This is a genomic window from Streptococcus sanguinis (assembly GCA_013378335.1).
Taxonomy (GTDB): Bacteria; Bacillota; Bacilli; order Lactobacillales; family Streptococcaceae; genus Streptococcus; species Streptococcus sanguinis_I.
This window is the reverse complement of record CP040556.1, coordinates 1,979,100-1,994,435: the sequence shown is the minus strand read 5'-3', so window position 1 is coordinate 1,994,435 and position 15,336 is coordinate 1,979,100. Positions and strand designations below refer to the sequence as shown.

Below are 15,336 nucleotides of genomic sequence, written 5' to 3'. Positions count from 1 at the left end.
TTTATTTGCGCATAATTTCTTGTCAAAAAGATGAAAATCCATTACAATAAAATGGTTTGGAGGAATTATGAGCGCGAATCATATTATTAGAATTATCCCTGTATTAAAGATAAATAATCGTCATTTAAATCAAGAATTTTTTGTAAATCAGCTGGGCATGAAGGCCCTTTTAGAGGAAGCTGCTTTTCTGTCCTTGGGAGATCAGACCAAGACTGAGAAACTGCAGCTGGAAGAATCACCCAGTATGCGGTCTCGGCGAGTAAAAGGTCCTAAAAAATTAGCCAGAATCGTTGTCAAGGTTGCAGATGCTAAAGAAATCGAGTCTCTATTGGCTCAAAAGCCTGCTTGGACAAAGCTGTATCAAGGAGAGAAAGGCTATGCTTTTGAAGCCCTGTCGCCAGAAGGCGACCTAGTTCTCCTGCATGCAGAAGAGAATAGAGCAAGTCTGCAAGAAGTGGCGGAGGTTCCTGACTTTGAAAAGCAAGAGGACTTCATCGGTCTTAGTCAATTTGAGATAGAGACAGTAGAAATTCGTGTGCCTGATGCCAATGCAGCCCAAGAATTTTACAGCAAGATTGAAAATGCGCTGGATTTCCTGACATTTACAGAAGCAGAGGGTCAAGACTTGCAGACAGACAATGCCCTAACTTGGGACTTGACCATGCTCAAAGCTCAGGTCAATCATTTAGAAACCGCTGTCCTGCGTCCTATCTTTGAAGGACGCGAGGTCTTTGTACCCAAGTCAGATAAATTCCTGCTGAGTCAGGATTCTAGCAAGATTGAATTGTGGTTTGAAGCATGACTCTAGAAAAAATCATCAGTAAAATCCAAGAACAGCTGAAAGACGGCATCTATCCCGGTGCTAGTCTGGCCTTGTATCAAGCTGGCCAGTGGCAGGAATTCTACTTTGGTCTAGCTGATCCGCAAGAAAAAAAGGCAACTCAAGCGGGTTTGGTCTATGACTTGGCTAGCGTCAGCAAGGTGGTCGGAGTTGGCACTCTGGCAGCCTTTTTGTATGAGCAGGGCAAGCTGGAGCTGGATTTGCCCTTGCAGCATTATTATTCGGCCTTTCATCGAGAAGATGTTACCTTGCGTCAGCTTTTGACCCACACATCTGGGCTGGATCCCTTTATTCCCAATCGTGACCAGCTGACAGCTCCTGAGTTGAAAGAAGCACTCAATCATTTGACGGTTCTTGAAGATAAGACCTTCCGCTATACAGATGTGAATTTTCTGCTCTTGGGCTTTATGTTGGAAGAAATCTACGGTCAGTCCTTGAATCAGATTTTTCAAAGTCAAATTTTCCAGCCTTGGGGTTTGGCTGAGACTGGTTTTGGTCCAGTTCCAGGAGCTGTGCCGACCGTTCGCGGTGTCCAGGATGGTCAGGTTCATGACCCTAAGGGACGTGTACTGGGACGACATGCTGGCAGTGCAGGCTTATTTTCCACTCTCAGGGATTTGGAAATATTTCTGGAACATTATCTGCAGGATGACTTTGCGGCCAATCTGACCCAGAATTTTTCTAAAGAGCCGGGTAAAAGGCGCAGTCTAGCCTGGAATCTAGAAGGCAGCTGGCTGGACCACACTGGCTACACGGGAACCTTTATCATGTATAATCGCGAGGAGCAAAAGGCGGCTATTTTTCTGTCCAACCGAACCTATGAAAAAGACGAGCGTGCTCAATGGATCTTAGATCGGAACCAGCTGATGGATCTGATAAGAATAGAACTTTAAAAGACTCCGGCTGCAAGCCCCGGAGTTTTATCATGTCTGCCTATATAAATATCGGTCTCAAGCCCCAGTGATTTCCTCTTAATAAAAATCGCTTTTTTTGCCAAAGTATATTAAAATAAGATAGAGAGAATCTACAGATAAGAGAAGACTATGACAAAAAAAATCGGTGTCGGCAAGGCACACAGTAAAATTATTTTAATGGGAGAGCATTCAGTGGTTTACGGCTATCCGGCCATTTCCCTGCCTCTTAATCGTATCGAAGTGACCTGTCAGGTCTTTCCGTCTGAGCGGGCCTGGACCCTCTACGCTGAGGATACGCTGTCCATGGCTGTTTTTGCCTGTCTAGAACATCTCGGTCGGCAAGGGGCTAAGATTCGCTGTCAGGTGGAGTCCATGGTCCCTGAAAAGAGGGGGATGGGCTCTTCAGCCGCAGTTAGTATTGCGGCTATTCGGGCGGTCTTCGACTACTTTGAGGAAGAATTGGATGACCAAACACTGGAGATTCTAGCCAATCGGGCAGAGATGATTGCCCATATGAATCCCAGCGGGCTTGATGCCAAGACCTGCCTCAGTGATGTAGCTATTAAGTTCATTCGCAACTTTGGTTTCAGTGAAATTGAGCTGGGTCTGGATGCTTTTTTAGTGATTGCAGATACGGGCATTCACGGTCATACCCGCGAAGCCATCCGTGCTGTAGAAAGTCAGGGTCAAAAGGCTCTGCCTTTGCTGCAGGAATTGGGTAATTTAACGAAAATCCTTGAGAAGGCCATTTCTATCAAGGACCTGATGACTATGGGTCAAGCTATGACCAAGGCTCATGAGAAGCTAGCCAAGCTAGGAGTTTCCTGCCAGAAAGCAGATGAGCTGGTAGCGGCAGCTCTTGAAAATGGAGCTTTGGGTGCTAAAATGAGCGGCGGCGGTCTGGGCGGCTGTGTCATTGCTCTTGTAGGAGAAAAAAGTCAGGCGGAGGCCTTAGCCGCCTTATTGAGAGAGAAAGGGGCCATTAATACATGGATCGAAAGCCTGTAAGTGTCAAATCCTATGCCAATATTGCAATTGTCAAATATTGGGGGAAGAAAAATGCAGAAAAGATGATTCCGTCTACCAGCAGTATCTCACTGACACTGGAAAATATGTATACCGAGACCCAGCTGAGTCCTTTGCCGGATACAGCGACTGGAGATGAGTTTTATATTGACGGTCAGCTGCAAAGCCCGGCAGAACATGCCAAAATCAGTAAGATTATTGACCGTTTTCGCTCTCCAGAAGATGGTTTTGTCCGAGTTGATACCAGTAACAATATGCCAACAGCAGCGGGTCTGTCTTCCAGCTCCAGCGGTCTGTCAGCCCTAGTCAAGGCCTGCAATGCCTATTTTCAGACGGGCTATCAGACGGAAGAACTGGCTCAGCTGGCCAAGTTTGCTTCAGGGTCCTCTGCTCGCTCTTTCTTTGGTCCGCTAGCGGCCTGGGATAAGGACAGTGGGGCCATCTATCCAGTCAAGACGGATTTAAAGCTAGCCATGATTATGCTGGTTCTGCACGATGAGAAAAAGCCCATTTCCAGCCGCGACGGTATGGAGCTCTGTGCTAAAACTTCCACGATTTTCCCAGATTGGATTGCCCAGTCTGCCTTGGATTATCAGGCCATGCTAGGCTATTTGCAGGACAATGATTTTGCCAAGGTTGGTCAGCTGACGGAAGAAAATGCGCTTAGGATGCATGCTACAACAGAAAAAGCTTATCCTCCCTTTTCTTATCTGACAGAGGAGTCTTACCAAGCTATGAATGCTGTCAGAAAGCTGCGGGAGCAGGGCGAGCGTTGCTACTTTACCATGGACGCAGGGCCCAATGTCAAGGTGCTCTGCTTGGAGGAAGACCTAGACCATCTGGTGGCTATTTTTGAGAAGGACTACCGGCTTATCGTCTCCAAAACAAAGGACTTGTCAGATGAAAGCTAGTGCAAGAGTCCAAACCTGCGGCAAGCTTTATCTGGCGGGTGAATATGCAGTGCTGACGGCCGGTCAGCCAGCCATTATCAAGGCCATCCCTATCTATATGACGGGAGAAATCCAGACAGCCTCTGCCTATCGCTTGACATCAGATATGTTTGGTCATAGTGCTAACCTAGAGCCAGATCCTGATTATGCCTTGATTCAGGAGACGGTAGCAGTTATGAACGCTTATTTGCTGACCTTAGGCTACCAACTTCAGCCTTTTTCTCTGAAGATTAGCGGCAAGATGGAAAAAGATGGCAAGAAGTTCGGGATTGGCTCCAGCGGTAGTGTTGTTGTTCTAACTCTCAAGGCTATGGCAGCACTTTACGAGCTGGACCTAGAGCTAGAGCTACTCTTTAAGCTGGCTTCCTACGTCCTCCTCAAGTGCGGAGACAATGGCTCCATGGGAGATTTGGCCTGTATTGCTTATGAAGATCTGATTTACTACCGGTCTTTTGATAGAGAGCTGGTCCGCAAGCGTATGGACAAGGTTGATTTACAGCAATTACTAGCAGAGGATTGGGGTTTTGCAATTCGCAGTATTAAGCCTTGCTTAGCCATGGATTTTCTAGTTGGCTGGACCAAGCAGCCGGCGATTTCTAAGGACTTAGTCAATCAGGTCAAGTCAGCTATTTCAGAGTCTTTTTTGACAGGAAGTAGGACGCAGGTTGATGCTTTGGAGAGAGCTTTATTAGCAGGAGAGAAGTTCGCTATTCAGTCTAGTCTGGAAAAGGCTAGCCAGCTCTTAGAAAGGCTCAGCCCAGCTATTTATACAGACAGGCTGAAAGTCTTAAAAGAAGCGGCAGAGGGACTGAACTGTGTGGCTAAGAGCAGTGGTGCCGGTGGTGGCGACTGCGGGATTGCTCTCAGCTTTGATGCCGCATCTAGCAACCAACTGATTCAAGCCTGGCAAGAAGCTGGCATTGAGCTATTATACAGAGAAAGGATGGGCCATGATGAGCCAGAATCGTAAGGACGACCATATCAAATATGCTTTAGAGCAGCGTCCGGGTTATAACAGTTTTGATGAAATGGAACTGGTTCACCGCTCTTTGCCCAAGTACGATTTGGCAGAGATTGACCTATCTACTCACTTTGCTGGCCGTGACTGGGAGTTTCCCTTTTACATCAATGCCATGACTGGCGGCAGTCAAAAGGGCGGTCAAATCAATGAAAAGCTGGCTCAAGTAGCTGAAAGTTGTGGCCTTCTTTTTGTAACTGGCTCTTACAGCGCAGCCTTGAAAAATCCTTCTGATCCTTCCTATCGGGTGGCGGCTGGTCGGCCTAATTTATTGCTGGCTACCAATATCGGCTTGGACAAGCCTTATCAAGCCGCCCAGCAGGCAGTAGCTGATTTGCAACCACTTTTTCTGCAGGTCCATGTCAATCTCATGCAGGAATTGCTGATGCCAGAGGGCGAACGGGAGTTTCGTTCTTGGCGCCAGCACTTGACTGATTATAGTCAGTTGCTGGACCTTCCCCTAATTCTTAAAGAAGTTGGCTTTGGAATGGATCGATCTACTGTCGAAGAAGCGCGCTCCTTGGGAATTCAGACTTTTGATATTTCCGGCCGGGGCGGCACTAGCTTTGCCTATATTGAGAATCAGCGGGGTGGCAATCGTGACTACCTCAATGATTGGGGACAATCTACTCTGCAGAGCCTATTGGCGCTTCAACCATTGCGCGATGAGGTCGAACTCTTGGCTAGTGGAGGTGTCCGCCATCCTTTGGATATAATCAAAGCCTTGGTCTTAGGAGCCAAGGCGGTCGGCCTTTCTCGTACCATGCTAGACTTGGTAGAAAATCACTCAGTGGAAGAGGTTATTGATATTGTAGGAGGCTGGAAATCGGATCTGCGCCTCATCATGTGCGCCCTGTCTTGCCGAAACTTGCAAGAACTAAAGAGTGTTCCCTATTTACTCTACGGTCGGCTAAAAGAAGCTCAGGAACAGATTCAATAAATAGCATAAAGACATACAAGAGTCTGGGACAAAAGTCCAGCCTTAAATATAAAAAGCGAACAAAACTAGTTTTCTGGTAATCAGAATTCTGCTTTGTTCGCTTTTCGCATTTAATTATAGATTTGAAGGGCTTAATAATTAATATTCCTAAATTGTCAAATTAAGTTAGACTTTTCAAGTAACTCAGAAAAACTTGGTATGGTGTTTGATAATTTAAAGATTTCCTAGGAATTCTATTTCTTTTATCAGCGATAGCTGATAAATAATTTTGAGAAATAGCAGTAAAATCCATTTGTTTCGGTAATCCATTTCGTCTTAATAAGCCATTAGAATGTTCATTGAGGCCTCTTTGACCAGGACAGCCTGGATCCGCAAAGAAAATATCAATGTCATGCGCATTCGAAATAGACTTCCAATTAGAAAATTCTTTCCCACAATCAAAAGTTATCGACTTAAAAAGATGGCTGGGAACTTGAGACAACCATTGATTGATGGAAACCTCAATATCACTTGCTTTCCGTCCATTAGTTTTCAGTGTGATGATGGCTTTTGAGAGGCGTTCTACCAAGGTAATAACCGCACTTTTGTGTTTCTCGCCAACAATGGTATCCCCTTCTAGATGACCAAATTCTGTCTTAAAATTAGGATAAATGGCTGCTCTCTCACGTAAATCTCTGCGAAACGCTTGTTTTCCTCGTTTTTCGCTATGACCATTTGGTTTTCTTTTGCCTTTCCAAGGGAGATCCTCTTTCTTTAGAATACCACGGTCTGCTAGTCGATAGAGAGTTCTCATAGAACAAGAAACCCTATCTGGATAAGTTCCTTTAATGACATCAAGGCTCCAATTTTGTTCCAAATGAGTTTGGATAAAATTTTTTTCTGATTGTATAAGCCTTGTTTTATTCCGACCACATCGTTTCTTATTGACTTTATACCGTTCATAGTAGTCATAGGCAGAGTGCCCTTCTTTCAGATAGTTGATGACATTGTAGATGGTCTGTTTTGATCTTCCAAGAGCTTTTATAATATCTGTAACTTTTATACCTTCTTTGTAGTAAGCCTCTATCATTACAAGCTCGTTTGTGGTAAGATGAGTATAGATCATTTATGTTAGTTCCTTTCAGACAAATGTGGTGTTTATCTGAGCCTAACATAGATGGCTTTTTCTGTCTAGCTTAATTTTACAAATTGGGATTTTTAAAAATTGAAATCTTTTTGTCCCAAACTCTACTTGTCCTGTTTTCGTAAGTCAGCTAGTATTTCCTGAGCAGCAGCGAGGTTGAAAGTCTTCTTGGCTGTTAAACGACTGACGACAGCAGTAATTTCTTCGTCTTGGGCTCCAGCCTGCAATGCTAAAGATTTAGCTTGCAATTTCATGTGTCCGGCTTGGATGCCAGTGCTGACCAGGGCTTTGAGAGCAGCGAAGTTTTGTGCCAATCCGACTGAAACGATGAGGGAAGCTAAGTCCTTGGCCTGAGGCTGCCCTAGCAAGTCAAAACTGGCTGCCACTGTGGGATTGAGGCCAATGGACCCTCCCTTAGTCGCAATGGGCATGGGCAGGGTCATCTGACCACGAAGCTGGCGTGTGACTGGGTCTGCCGTCCAAGTAGAGAGGCCGCGGTAGCTTCCTTCTCGGCTGGCATAGGCATGCGCACCGGCTTCCAGAGCCCTCCAGTCATTTCCAGTAGCCAATACCAAAGCATCAATACCATTAAAGATGCCTTTATTGTGGGTAGCTGCTCGGTAAGGGTCGACCTGGGCTAGCTTGCTAGCTAGCTGCATCTTATCGGCAAGTAGCTCCGCTTCAGCCTTATCTCGGCTGAGAAAGCGATAGTCAATGACACAGCGGGCCGTTACCAGGCTATCTGTTGCATAGTTTGATAGGATAGCCATCAGACTCTTACCGCCAGTCAGCTCTTCCAGAGAAAGGGTGAGGGTCTCCAGCATAGTGTTGAGCATATTGGCTCCCATGGCTTCCTGCGTATCCACAGATAGATAGAAAATGAGGAAGTCTTCCTTTTGCTCCAGCCAGAAATCTCTAGCTCCACCACCACGGGCCACAATTGATGGATAGGCTTGGTTGGCCTGTTCCAGCAACTCTTTCTTTTTTTTGAGAACATCTTTGATGGCTTGGTCAACTTTTTCAACCTGATGGAGGGCAATCTGCCCAATCATCTGGCGTTTGTGGACCTTTGTCTCAAATCCGCCTGAACGTTTGATAATCTTAGCGGCAAAGCTAGCCGCTGCTACCACAGATGGCTCTTCTGTCACAAAAGGAACTTGATAGGTCTTACCATCCACCAGAAAGTCTGGCACCAGAGAGTAGGGCAGGGCCAGAGTGGCCAGTACATTTTCACTCATCTGGTTGGCTGTTTCCAAAGGCAAAGTCTGCTGACTGTCTAGCCGCTGCCAATGTTCATCTTGTAAAAGTTCCTTTTCTCTCAACATCTGCAGCCGTTCAGCAGGAGTTTTTTTAGAAAATCCAGTCCAGTTTACTTTCATGATGATTTCTCAACTTTGATATACTTACGCTGGTGCTCTGCAATTTCCGCCAGAGCAAAGCTTTGGTTTTCATAGCCAGAGAAGCTGGCATTGCCTTCCGCATCCAGCTCAGCTTCTTCAAAAAAGATGCGCTCGTAATCCGGGATGGAAAGAGCCTGACGCTGGTCTAATTCCTCTAGGCGTGTCTTGGATAGATGCTTTTCATAGCCCTCTACCAAATTGGCACTAAAGATTTCAGAGACAGCTCCGCTGCCATAGCCGAAAAGGGCAATCCGATCGCCAGCCTTGAGGTTGTCAGAGTTTTCTAAAAGAGATAGGAGGCCTAGGAAGAGGGAGCCTGTATAGATATTTCCAACTTTTTGGCTGTAGAGAATAGAGGCTTCAAAGTTCTCTCTAAGCTGGTCTTGCTGCTCTTGGGGCAGGCTTTTATCCATGATTTTATTGAGGCCTTTAAGGGCCAATTTTGGATAAGGCAGGTGGAAGCAGTAGGCCGCAAAATCTTTGAGAGCCAGCTTGTGGCGTTTTTGGTACTCCGTCCAAGTTGTCTTTAAGCTATCCAGATACTGCTGGGTTGAATAGAGCCCGTTGACATAAGGTGTTGTCGAGTAATTTGGGCGCCAAAAATCCATGACATCGCGGGTCTGAGCTACATTATCATCATTGAAAGCGAGGATACGAGGATTGCTACTAATCAGCATAGAAATAGCTCCCGCTCCCTGCGTTGGCTCTCCCGGTGTGTTAATGCCATACTTGGCAATATCACTAGCTAACACCAAAACTTTGCTGTCTGGATGTTTTTCGATATGGAGCTTGGCATAGTCCAGTGCAGCAGTTGCTCCATAGCAGGCTTCCTTGATTTCAAAGCTGCGGGCAAAGGGCTGGATGCCTAAAAGACCGTGGACAAAAACGGCCGCCGCCTTGCTCTGGTCAATTCCTGATTCAGTAGCCACGATGACCATATCAATCTTTTCTTTGTCCTCTGCTGTCAGAATGGGCTCTGCTGCCGCTGCTCCCAAGGTAACAATATCCTCAGTCAGAGGAGCAATGCTGAGTTCCTTGAGCAAGAGACCCTTGCTAAGCTTTTCTGGGTCAGTATCTCGTGCTATTGCTAAATCATTTAATTTTAAAACATAATTACTGGTTGCAAAACCGATTTTGTCGATTCCGATTGTCATTATAAGACCTCTTTAAATCCTTTTATTCTAGTATATTCCGAAGACTATTTTACCATACTTAGGAATAAAACTCTTACAAAAACATCTAATCACAGTTAAATCAGGCTTAAGATGTATTTTGCCAAAAGAAAAAACAGCAGATGGTCCTACTGTTTGTTTGCTGTGAGTTTGGTTTGACGTTTTTTTAAGTAGTGGTAGAGCTTGAGTACGACGGTGCCGCTGGCCATGCCGATCGAGATGACCAAGGCCAGAATGACCACCAGAGTGGCGTGAATCATAGCCTGGCTGTAGTCACCAGTGACAAGGAAGGCAGTCGTCCGATAGGAAATGTAGCCTGGAACCAGAGGCGCAAGAATGGCCAGGATAAAGACGACTGCAGGCGTTTTGTAGATAATACTGAGGATTTGGCTGACGCAGGAACCAATGATAGCAGCCACAAAGGTTGCTATGATGACGTTAGTCGGTCCTTTGAGCAGGAGATAGAGTAGCCAAATAGCCATTCCCAGCACTCCGCCGGGAATCAGCATACTGCGCTGAACATTTAGAACGATTAAAAAGGTAATGATGGCCAGTAGGCTGGCAACTGCTTGCAGTAAGAAAGTCAAGATTGTCATAGGCTTATTTCATAATAAGGAGGGCGACAGAGGTACCTGCACCGAGAGCAAGAGTGATGAGGAGCGATTCAAAGAGCTTGCTCATCCCAGAGTTGATATGGTTGGTCATGATGTCACGCACAGAGTTGGTCAGAGCAATGCCAGGCACAAAAGGCATGACAGAACCCGCAATAATCAAATCATCTGTGGAGTTAAAACCAGAATAGCGTGTCCAGATATGAGCCAGCAGTCCAAAGACGAAGGCTCCAGCAAAAGCTGTCACAAAAGGGATACGGATATATTTGTCAACATACAAAGAGAAGGCAAAGCCAAAGAAGGTAGCAATGGCAGCCCCCAAAGCATCGTAGAAGTTTCCGCCAAACATGATGGAGAAGAAGGGAGCACTGAGCGTTGCGGCAGCGATTAGCTGCTTGTTGTTATAGGGCAGCTCCTTAACTTTGAGGCGATTCAGCTCATCAAAAGCCTCTTGAAGGCTGATTTCTCCTGTTACCAACTGACGGGAGACCTGATTGACATCGCAGACCTTCTCGATATTGTAGTTGGTCTTGAGATTGCGCTTCATCCGTGAAACATTTGTATTTTCAATCGAAAAGAAAATAGCCACTGGCATTGCTAAGGCATTGCAGTCAATAATCCCTTGCGAATGAGCGATACGAATCATGGTGTCTTCCACCCGATAAGTCTCGGATCCGCTCTGTAGCAGTAGTGTTCCAGCCAGCATGATAACATCTACCGCCAGATTGAAATCTTTGGCTTTTTCCCTGATACCTTTCTCTGTCATTTCCCCAGTCCTTTTCCTAGTATAGCAATAGAACCATTATACCATAAAGACTCGTGAAAAAATCATCAAGTTGGCAGTCACTTGAAGTCTGAAATATAAAAAAGAAGATTGGAGATGTCCAATCTTCTTTCAAATGGTTTGTAAGTCGTTTATTAACTCAAAGCATCGTCCATAGAGAGTACTTCGTGGAAGACACGTTGGGTCAATTCAGTCTTTTGCTCTGGAGTTAAGTACTTAGTATTTACACAGTAACCTGAGATACGAACGATAACATCTTCGCCAGACATAATCTTGTCGTAAACATCCTTCAAGTCCATAACGTTCAAGTTAACGTGCTGACCACCGTTTTCGAAGTAGCCATCCAGGATAGTAACCAAGTTGTCTACTTGTTCGTCGTGAGTCTTACCAAGCGCACGAGGTGAAACTTGAGTTGTCAATGAGATGCCGTCAGCTGCGTAACTGAAGTCCAAGCTAGCAAGTGAGTTCAAGTTTTGCAACCAGCCACCTTTTGCCTTGTTAGATGGGTTCGCACCTGGTGAGAAGAATTCCAATTTAGACAAGTTCACGCTGCCGTCTTCGTTGAGGTAAACTCCTTTGTGGACTGGTGAGTTACCAGTTTGTTTAGAGTAAGCAACGTTAGATGTGATAGTCAGAAGAGACACAGTAGCTTCTGCATTCTTATACAGTTTGTGGCTGCGCAGACGAGTTGTGTAAGCTTCAACCAACCATTCAGCCAATTCGTTTGAGCGAGGATCATCTTCGCCCCAACGTGGGTATTCTCCGATTGTTTCATAGTCGTAGATATAGCCATTTTCGTCGCGGATTGGCTTAACAGTAGCGTACTTGATAGCAGACAAGGTATCAACAGTGTTGGCAAATCCACAGATACCGAATCCCATGTTAGCGCGTTGGTAAGTTGGTAAGAAGGCCATTTGAACAGCTTCGTAGTTGTACTTGTCAGTCATGTAGTGGATGATGTTCAAGGCATCTACATAAGTGTCAGTCAACCAGTCCAGAGATTTTTCAAAGTTCGCTTTAACTGATTCGAAGTCGAGAACTTCGTCACGGATAGGCTCGATGTCAAATACCTTGTAGTCTTTATGAACATCGTCGTAACCGCCATTGAGACCTGTCAGAAGGGCTTTCAGAACGTTTACACGAGCACCGAAGTATTGGATGTTGTGGCGTTGTTCTTCATTTTCAGGATCAAGCGGAGACACACAGCAAGAGATACAGCTCATTTCACCGTAGCCGTCTTTAGCCATTGTTGTTACACCTTCGTATTGGATAGAAGAGTGCTTGTGGCTCATGTGCATACAGTAGCGACGGAATGAGTATGGAAGTTTGTCAGTCCAGAGAACGGTCAAGTTTGGTTCTGGAGAGTTACCAATGTTGTCAAGTGTGTTAAGGAAACGGTAGTCCATCTTTGTAACACGGTGACGGCCATCGTTACCCATACCTGCCATAGAAGTAGTGATGAAGGTTGGGTCACCAGAGTAAAGTTGGTCGTAAGCTTTAGTACGAGCAAACTTCACTGTACGAAGTTTCATAACGAAATCATCAACAAATTCTTGGATTTCTGATTCAGTGTAAGTACCGCGAGCCAAGTCACGTTCTGCGTAGATGTCAAGAACGATAGGCACACGTCCAAGAGAAGTAGCAGCACCGTTGATAACACGGCAGACAGCCATGAAGGCGATGTTAGTCCATTGGATAGCTTCTTTAATGTCAAAGGCAGGACGGCGAACATCTACTCCGTAAAGGTCACCAAGTTTTACAACTTCACCGAGTGCTTGGTATTGCAGGTTGATTTCTTCGCGCAGACGGATTGTTTCTTCGTCAATCTCAGTCAAACCGTTCCAGTCACGAACTTTTTCAGCCATGAGGTAGTCAGCTCCATAAAGAGCAAGACGTGCGTAAACCCCGATGATACGTCCGCGTGAGTAAGCATCTGGGAGACCAGTTACAGTGTGGGCGTGGCGAGCACGGCGGATGTTAGAAGTGTAAGCACGGAAGATACCGTCATTTACTGTAGTAACATATTTAGTAAAGATTTCATGAACAGCAGGATCTGGTTCGTATCCATTTTCTTTCAAAGTAGTTTCAGCCATGCGGATACCGCCTTTTGGCATGAAGTTCAATTTGAAGAGTTCGTCGTTTTGGATACCGTAAATCAGTTCGTTGTCCTTGTCAATGTAACCAGCGTCAATACCAGCGATAGATGCTGGACGAGTGTCCATTGGGAAACGAGTTTCTTCGTAGTGAGCTTTCGTTTCTTCTACGATTTTCTTGATGTGGAGTGAGCGCTCAGTAGGACCTGCCAAAAAGCTTTCATCTCCATCATAAGGTGTGTAGTTAGCTTGAACGAAGCGAGAAACACTTGCTTTCTCTTTCCAGTCTTCACCTTTGAAGCCTTCCCAAGCTTTGTCAAAAATATCTTGAGCTTCAACAACTGTTTTTACAACCATTTGATTTTCCTCTTTATTCTAGCAACAATAAACTGTTACATTTATAAGTAAAGTATACCATACGGTAATCGGTTTCACAAACCATTTTCGACAGAAAGAAAGACTTTCTTTTATAATACAGAAAGTAAAAAGTCGCAGATGTGTACTATAGATTTGAAAAACATAAATCTTTTCAAATATTTTGGAAAAATGGGTAAAAAAGTTATAATAAAAGTAATTAAAATGTCATATAAAAATTACTGCCGAAGAATCTTACTTTTAAAATACTTTTTACAAGAATGAAAAACTGTTTCAGATTTATTTGAGCAAAAAGGACTGACTTTGTGAAAGCCTGTAAGCTGAAATTGATGGCAGGAGAAAGGAGGAGGACATGCTGATTTTTCCACTGATTAACGATACATCTCGGAAGATTATCCACATTGATATGGATGCTTTTTTCGCTTCGGTGGAAGAGCGGGATAATCCTAAGTTAAAGGGGCATCCGGTCATCATCGGCAGCGACCCACGATTGACTGGCGGTCGTGGTGTCGTCTCCACTTGTAATTATGAGGCTAGAAAGTTCGGAGTTCATTCGGCTATGAGCTCTAAGGAAGCTTATGAACGTTGCCCCCAGGGCATCTTTATCTCGGGGAATTACGAAAAATATCAGGCGGTCGGCTTGCAGATCCGAGAGATTTTCAAACGTTATACGGACTTGATTGAGCCCATGAGCATCGACGAGGCTTATCTGGATGTAACGGAAAACAAGCTTGGGATTAAATCTGCAGTCAAAATAGCCAAGCTGATTCAGCACGATATCTGGAATGAACTCCATCTGACAGCTTCGGCAGGCGTTTCTTATAATAAGTTTCTGGCTAAGATTGCTAGCGACTATGAGAAGCCTCATGGTCTGACTGTTATTCTACCCGAAGAGGCAGAGGCCTTTCTGGCGCCAATGGATATCGCTAAGTTTCATGGAGTTGGTAAGAAGAGCGTTGAAAAACTGCATGAAATGGGAGTTTATACTAGTGCAGATCTGCTCAAGATACCGGAAATGACTTTAATTGATAAGTTTGGCCGCTTTGGTTTTGATCTCTACCGGAAAGCGCGTGGTATCAGTAATAGTCCGGTCAAATCCAATCGTATTCGTAAGTCGATCGGGAAGGAGCGCACCTATGCCAAACTGCTCTATAGTGAGGAGGATATCAAGAAAGAGCTGACCCTGCTGGCACAGAAGGTAGAAAATAGCCTGACTAAGCATGATAAGAAAGGACGAACCGTCGTTCTGAAAATCCGCTATGCCGATTTCTCCACCTTGACTAAAAGGAAAAGTTTGGCTCTAGCCACTCAAGACAAGGAGCAAATCGAGCGAACGGCTCATGAGATATACGATAGCTTGGAAGAGCAACCACGAGGCATTCGTCTGCTAGGACTGACAATGACGGGGTTTGAATAAAGATAAAAGCTTGGTTCGTTACCGGGCTTTTTTAGATATAGATTTTAGTATGAGAGAGTTGCTTGTGACTAGCTTCTAAGTTGTCTGATGATTTTCATTGACTAAAAATAATCTTTTTTGAAAAAAATACTGGACAAAGTTTTCTGTGTCTGTTATACTGGGTCTATAAAATAAAAAACCGCCTGGTCGGTTTTTAAAAAGAAAGGAGGAGAAATGAAGAAATCTGTAGTAGAAAAAACAAGCGAGCACATCCTCAAGTTGAATCAGGAGCTGGATCGGCAGCGGGAAGGTCAGAAAGAGTTTTTGCAGCAGCAGGCAGAAAAACGTAAGGTACAGCTGGAAAAGATGACACAGGGTGAGAATGGCATACGCTATTCTAAGTGGGGAGTCAAAGCTGGATATGCTGTCCTTGCTGGTGGCTTGCTGACTTCTGTCTTTAGCCCATGGCGAGGATTGGGTATTATGGCAGTAGGCGGTCTGAGTCTTGCCTCCAATCTCTGGCATATCCGGCGATTGCAAAATCAGGAAAGGAGCAAGTAGCAGAGAAATGGCCTGTCTTAAGCATCAGAGTCAGGACAACTTAGAAACTAAAAGCAGCAGGCAGTTGCTAAACGGTGCTGACATAGCTTTTAGCATTATTTAGTCTATCTTTGCTTTTTATTTTAAGCAAGG

Annotated in this window: 14 protein-coding genes; 8 read left to right on the top strand and 6 right to left on the bottom strand. The window is 44.9% G+C overall.

The window, feature by feature from the left end; translation table 11 throughout:
- Nucleotides 1–67 precede the first annotated feature (67 nt).
- From FFV08_10185 to FFV08_10160, 6 genes are all read left to right on the top strand, one after another.
- Entirely contained in the window at nt 68–802 is a 735-nt protein-coding gene (locus FFV08_10185) for a proteinase (protein ID QLB52931.1), read from the top strand.
- Entirely contained in the window at nt 799–1,734 is a 936-nt protein-coding gene (locus FFV08_10180) for a beta-lactamase family protein (protein ID QLB52930.1), read from the top strand. The genes FFV08_10185 and FFV08_10180 overlap by 4 nt, the downstream gene beginning before the upstream one ends.
- Before the next feature lie 150 nt (nt 1,735–1,884).
- Nucleotides 1,885–2,763 carry a mevalonate kinase gene (gene mvk / locus FFV08_10175; protein ID QLB52929.1) on the top strand — a complete coding sequence of 293 codons (879 nt, stop codon included), beginning with the start codon at nt 1,885–1,887 and terminating at the stop codon, nt 2,761–2,763.
- Nucleotides 2,745–3,692, top strand: coding sequence for a diphosphomevalonate decarboxylase (gene mvaD, locus FFV08_10170; GenBank protein ID QLB52928.1), 948 nt, complete (start codon nt 2,745–2,747; stop codon nt 3,690–3,692). The genes mvk and mvaD overlap by 19 nt, the downstream gene beginning before the upstream one ends.
- The gene (locus FFV08_10165; protein ID QLB52927.1) at nt 3,682–4,701 is read left to right on the top strand and encodes a phosphomevalonate kinase; all 1,020 of its coding nucleotides are present in this window, start codon (nt 3,682–3,684) and stop codon (nt 4,699–4,701) included. Before mvaD ends, FFV08_10165 begins: the two co-directional genes overlap by 11 nt.
- Nucleotides 4,682–5,689 carry a type 2 isopentenyl-diphosphate Delta-isomerase gene (locus FFV08_10160; GenBank protein QLB52926.1) on the top strand — a complete coding sequence of 336 codons (1,008 nt, stop codon included), beginning with the start codon at nt 4,682–4,684 and terminating at the stop codon, nt 5,687–5,689. Before FFV08_10165 ends, FFV08_10160 begins: the two co-directional genes overlap by 20 nt.
- Before the next feature lie 160 nt (nt 5,690–5,849).
- Here FFV08_10160 and FFV08_10155 read toward each other — a convergent pair whose 3' ends face one another.
- From FFV08_10155 to pflB, 6 genes are all read right to left on the bottom strand, one after another.
- Complete coding sequence (locus FFV08_10155; protein ID QLB52925.1) at nt 5,850–6,794, bottom strand: IS30 family transposase; 945 nt, start codon at nt 6,792–6,794, stop codon at nt 5,850–5,852.
- Between the two features lie 122 nt (nt 6,795–6,916).
- Nucleotides 6,917–8,191 (bottom strand): hydroxymethylglutaryl-CoA reductase, degradative, encoded by a 1,275-nt coding sequence (locus FFV08_10150; GenBank protein QLB52924.1) that lies wholly within the window; start codon nt 8,189–8,191, stop codon nt 6,917–6,919.
- Nucleotides 8,188–9,366 (bottom strand): hydroxymethylglutaryl-CoA synthase, encoded by a 1,179-nt coding sequence (locus FFV08_10145; GenBank protein QLB52923.1) that lies wholly within the window; start codon nt 9,364–9,366, stop codon nt 8,188–8,190. The genes FFV08_10150 and FFV08_10145 overlap by 4 nt, the downstream gene beginning before the upstream one ends.
- Nucleotides 9,367–9,512: 146 nt before the next feature.
- A complete protein-coding gene (locus FFV08_10140) occupies nt 9,513–9,980 on the bottom strand; it encodes a threonine/serine exporter family protein (protein ID QLB52922.1) in 468 nt (155 codons plus the stop codon).
- Between the two features lie 4 nt (nt 9,981–9,984).
- A complete protein-coding gene (locus FFV08_10135) occupies nt 9,985–10,761 on the bottom strand; it encodes a threonine/serine exporter family protein (GenBank protein ID QLB52921.1) in 777 nt (258 codons plus the stop codon).
- 152 nt (nt 10,762–10,913) lie between these two features.
- Nucleotides 10,914–13,229 carry a formate C-acetyltransferase gene (gene pflB, locus FFV08_10130; GenBank protein QLB52920.1) on the bottom strand — a complete coding sequence of 772 codons (2,316 nt, stop codon included), beginning with the start codon at nt 13,227–13,229 and terminating at the stop codon, nt 10,914–10,916.
- A gap of 370 nt (nt 13,230–13,599) precedes the next feature.
- Here pflB and dinB point away from each other — a divergent pair, with 370 nt between their 5' ends.
- Together dinB and FFV08_10120 are read left to right on the top strand one after the other, a co-directional pair.
- On the top strand, nt 13,600–14,664 hold the full coding sequence (gene dinB / locus FFV08_10125) for a DNA polymerase IV (protein QLB52919.1): 1,065 nt from the start codon (nt 13,600–13,602) through the stop codon (nt 14,662–14,664).
- A 213-nt stretch (nt 14,665–14,877) separates the two neighbouring features.
- On the top strand, nt 14,878–15,204 hold the full coding sequence (locus FFV08_10120; protein QLB52918.1) for a hypothetical protein: 327 nt from the start codon (nt 14,878–14,880) through the stop codon (nt 15,202–15,204).
- The last annotated feature ends 132 nt before the right edge of the window (nt 15,205–15,336 follow it).

Bases quoted from the DNA above. Each gene is read 5' to 3' on its own strand.
- pflB (QLB52920.1), bottom strand. From the start codon at position 13,229: ATGGTTGTAAAAACAGTTGTTGAAGCTCAAGATATTTTTGACAAAGCT.
- FFV08_10150 (QLB52924.1), bottom strand. From the start codon at position 8,191: ATGAAAGTAAACTGGACTGGATTTTCTAAAAAAACTCCTGCTGAACGG.
- FFV08_10120 (QLB52918.1), top strand. From the start codon at position 14,878: ATGAAGAAATCTGTAGTAGAAAAAACAAGCGAGCACATCCTCAAGTTG.
- mvaD (QLB52928.1), top strand. From the start codon at position 2,745: ATGGATCGAAAGCCTGTAAGTGTCAAATCCTATGCCAATATTGCAATT.
- FFV08_10155 (QLB52925.1), bottom strand. From the start codon at position 6,794: ATGATCTATACTCATCTTACCACAAACGAGCTTGTAATGATAGAGGCT.
- FFV08_10180 (QLB52930.1), top strand. From the start codon at position 799: ATGACTCTAGAAAAAATCATCAGTAAAATCCAAGAACAGCTGAAAGAC.
- mvk (QLB52929.1), top strand. From the start codon at position 1,885: ATGACAAAAAAAATCGGTGTCGGCAAGGCACACAGTAAAATTATTTTA.
- FFV08_10185 (QLB52931.1), top strand. From the start codon at position 68: ATGAGCGCGAATCATATTATTAGAATTATCCCTGTATTAAAGATAAAT.
- FFV08_10145 (QLB52923.1), bottom strand. From the start codon at position 9,366: ATGACAATCGGAATCGACAAAATCGGTTTTGCAACCAGTAATTATGTT.
- FFV08_10165 (QLB52927.1), top strand. From the start codon at position 3,682: ATGAAAGCTAGTGCAAGAGTCCAAACCTGCGGCAAGCTTTATCTGGCG.
- dinB (QLB52919.1), top strand. From the start codon at position 13,600: ATGCTGATTTTTCCACTGATTAACGATACATCTCGGAAGATTATCCAC.
- FFV08_10160 (QLB52926.1), top strand. From the start codon at position 4,682: ATGATGAGCCAGAATCGTAAGGACGACCATATCAAATATGCTTTAGAG.
- FFV08_10140 (QLB52922.1), bottom strand. From the start codon at position 9,980: ATGACAATCTTGACTTTCTTACTGCAAGCAGTTGCCAGCCTACTGGCC.
- FFV08_10135 (QLB52921.1), bottom strand. From the start codon at position 10,761: ATGACAGAGAAAGGTATCAGGGAAAAAGCCAAAGATTTCAATCTGGCG.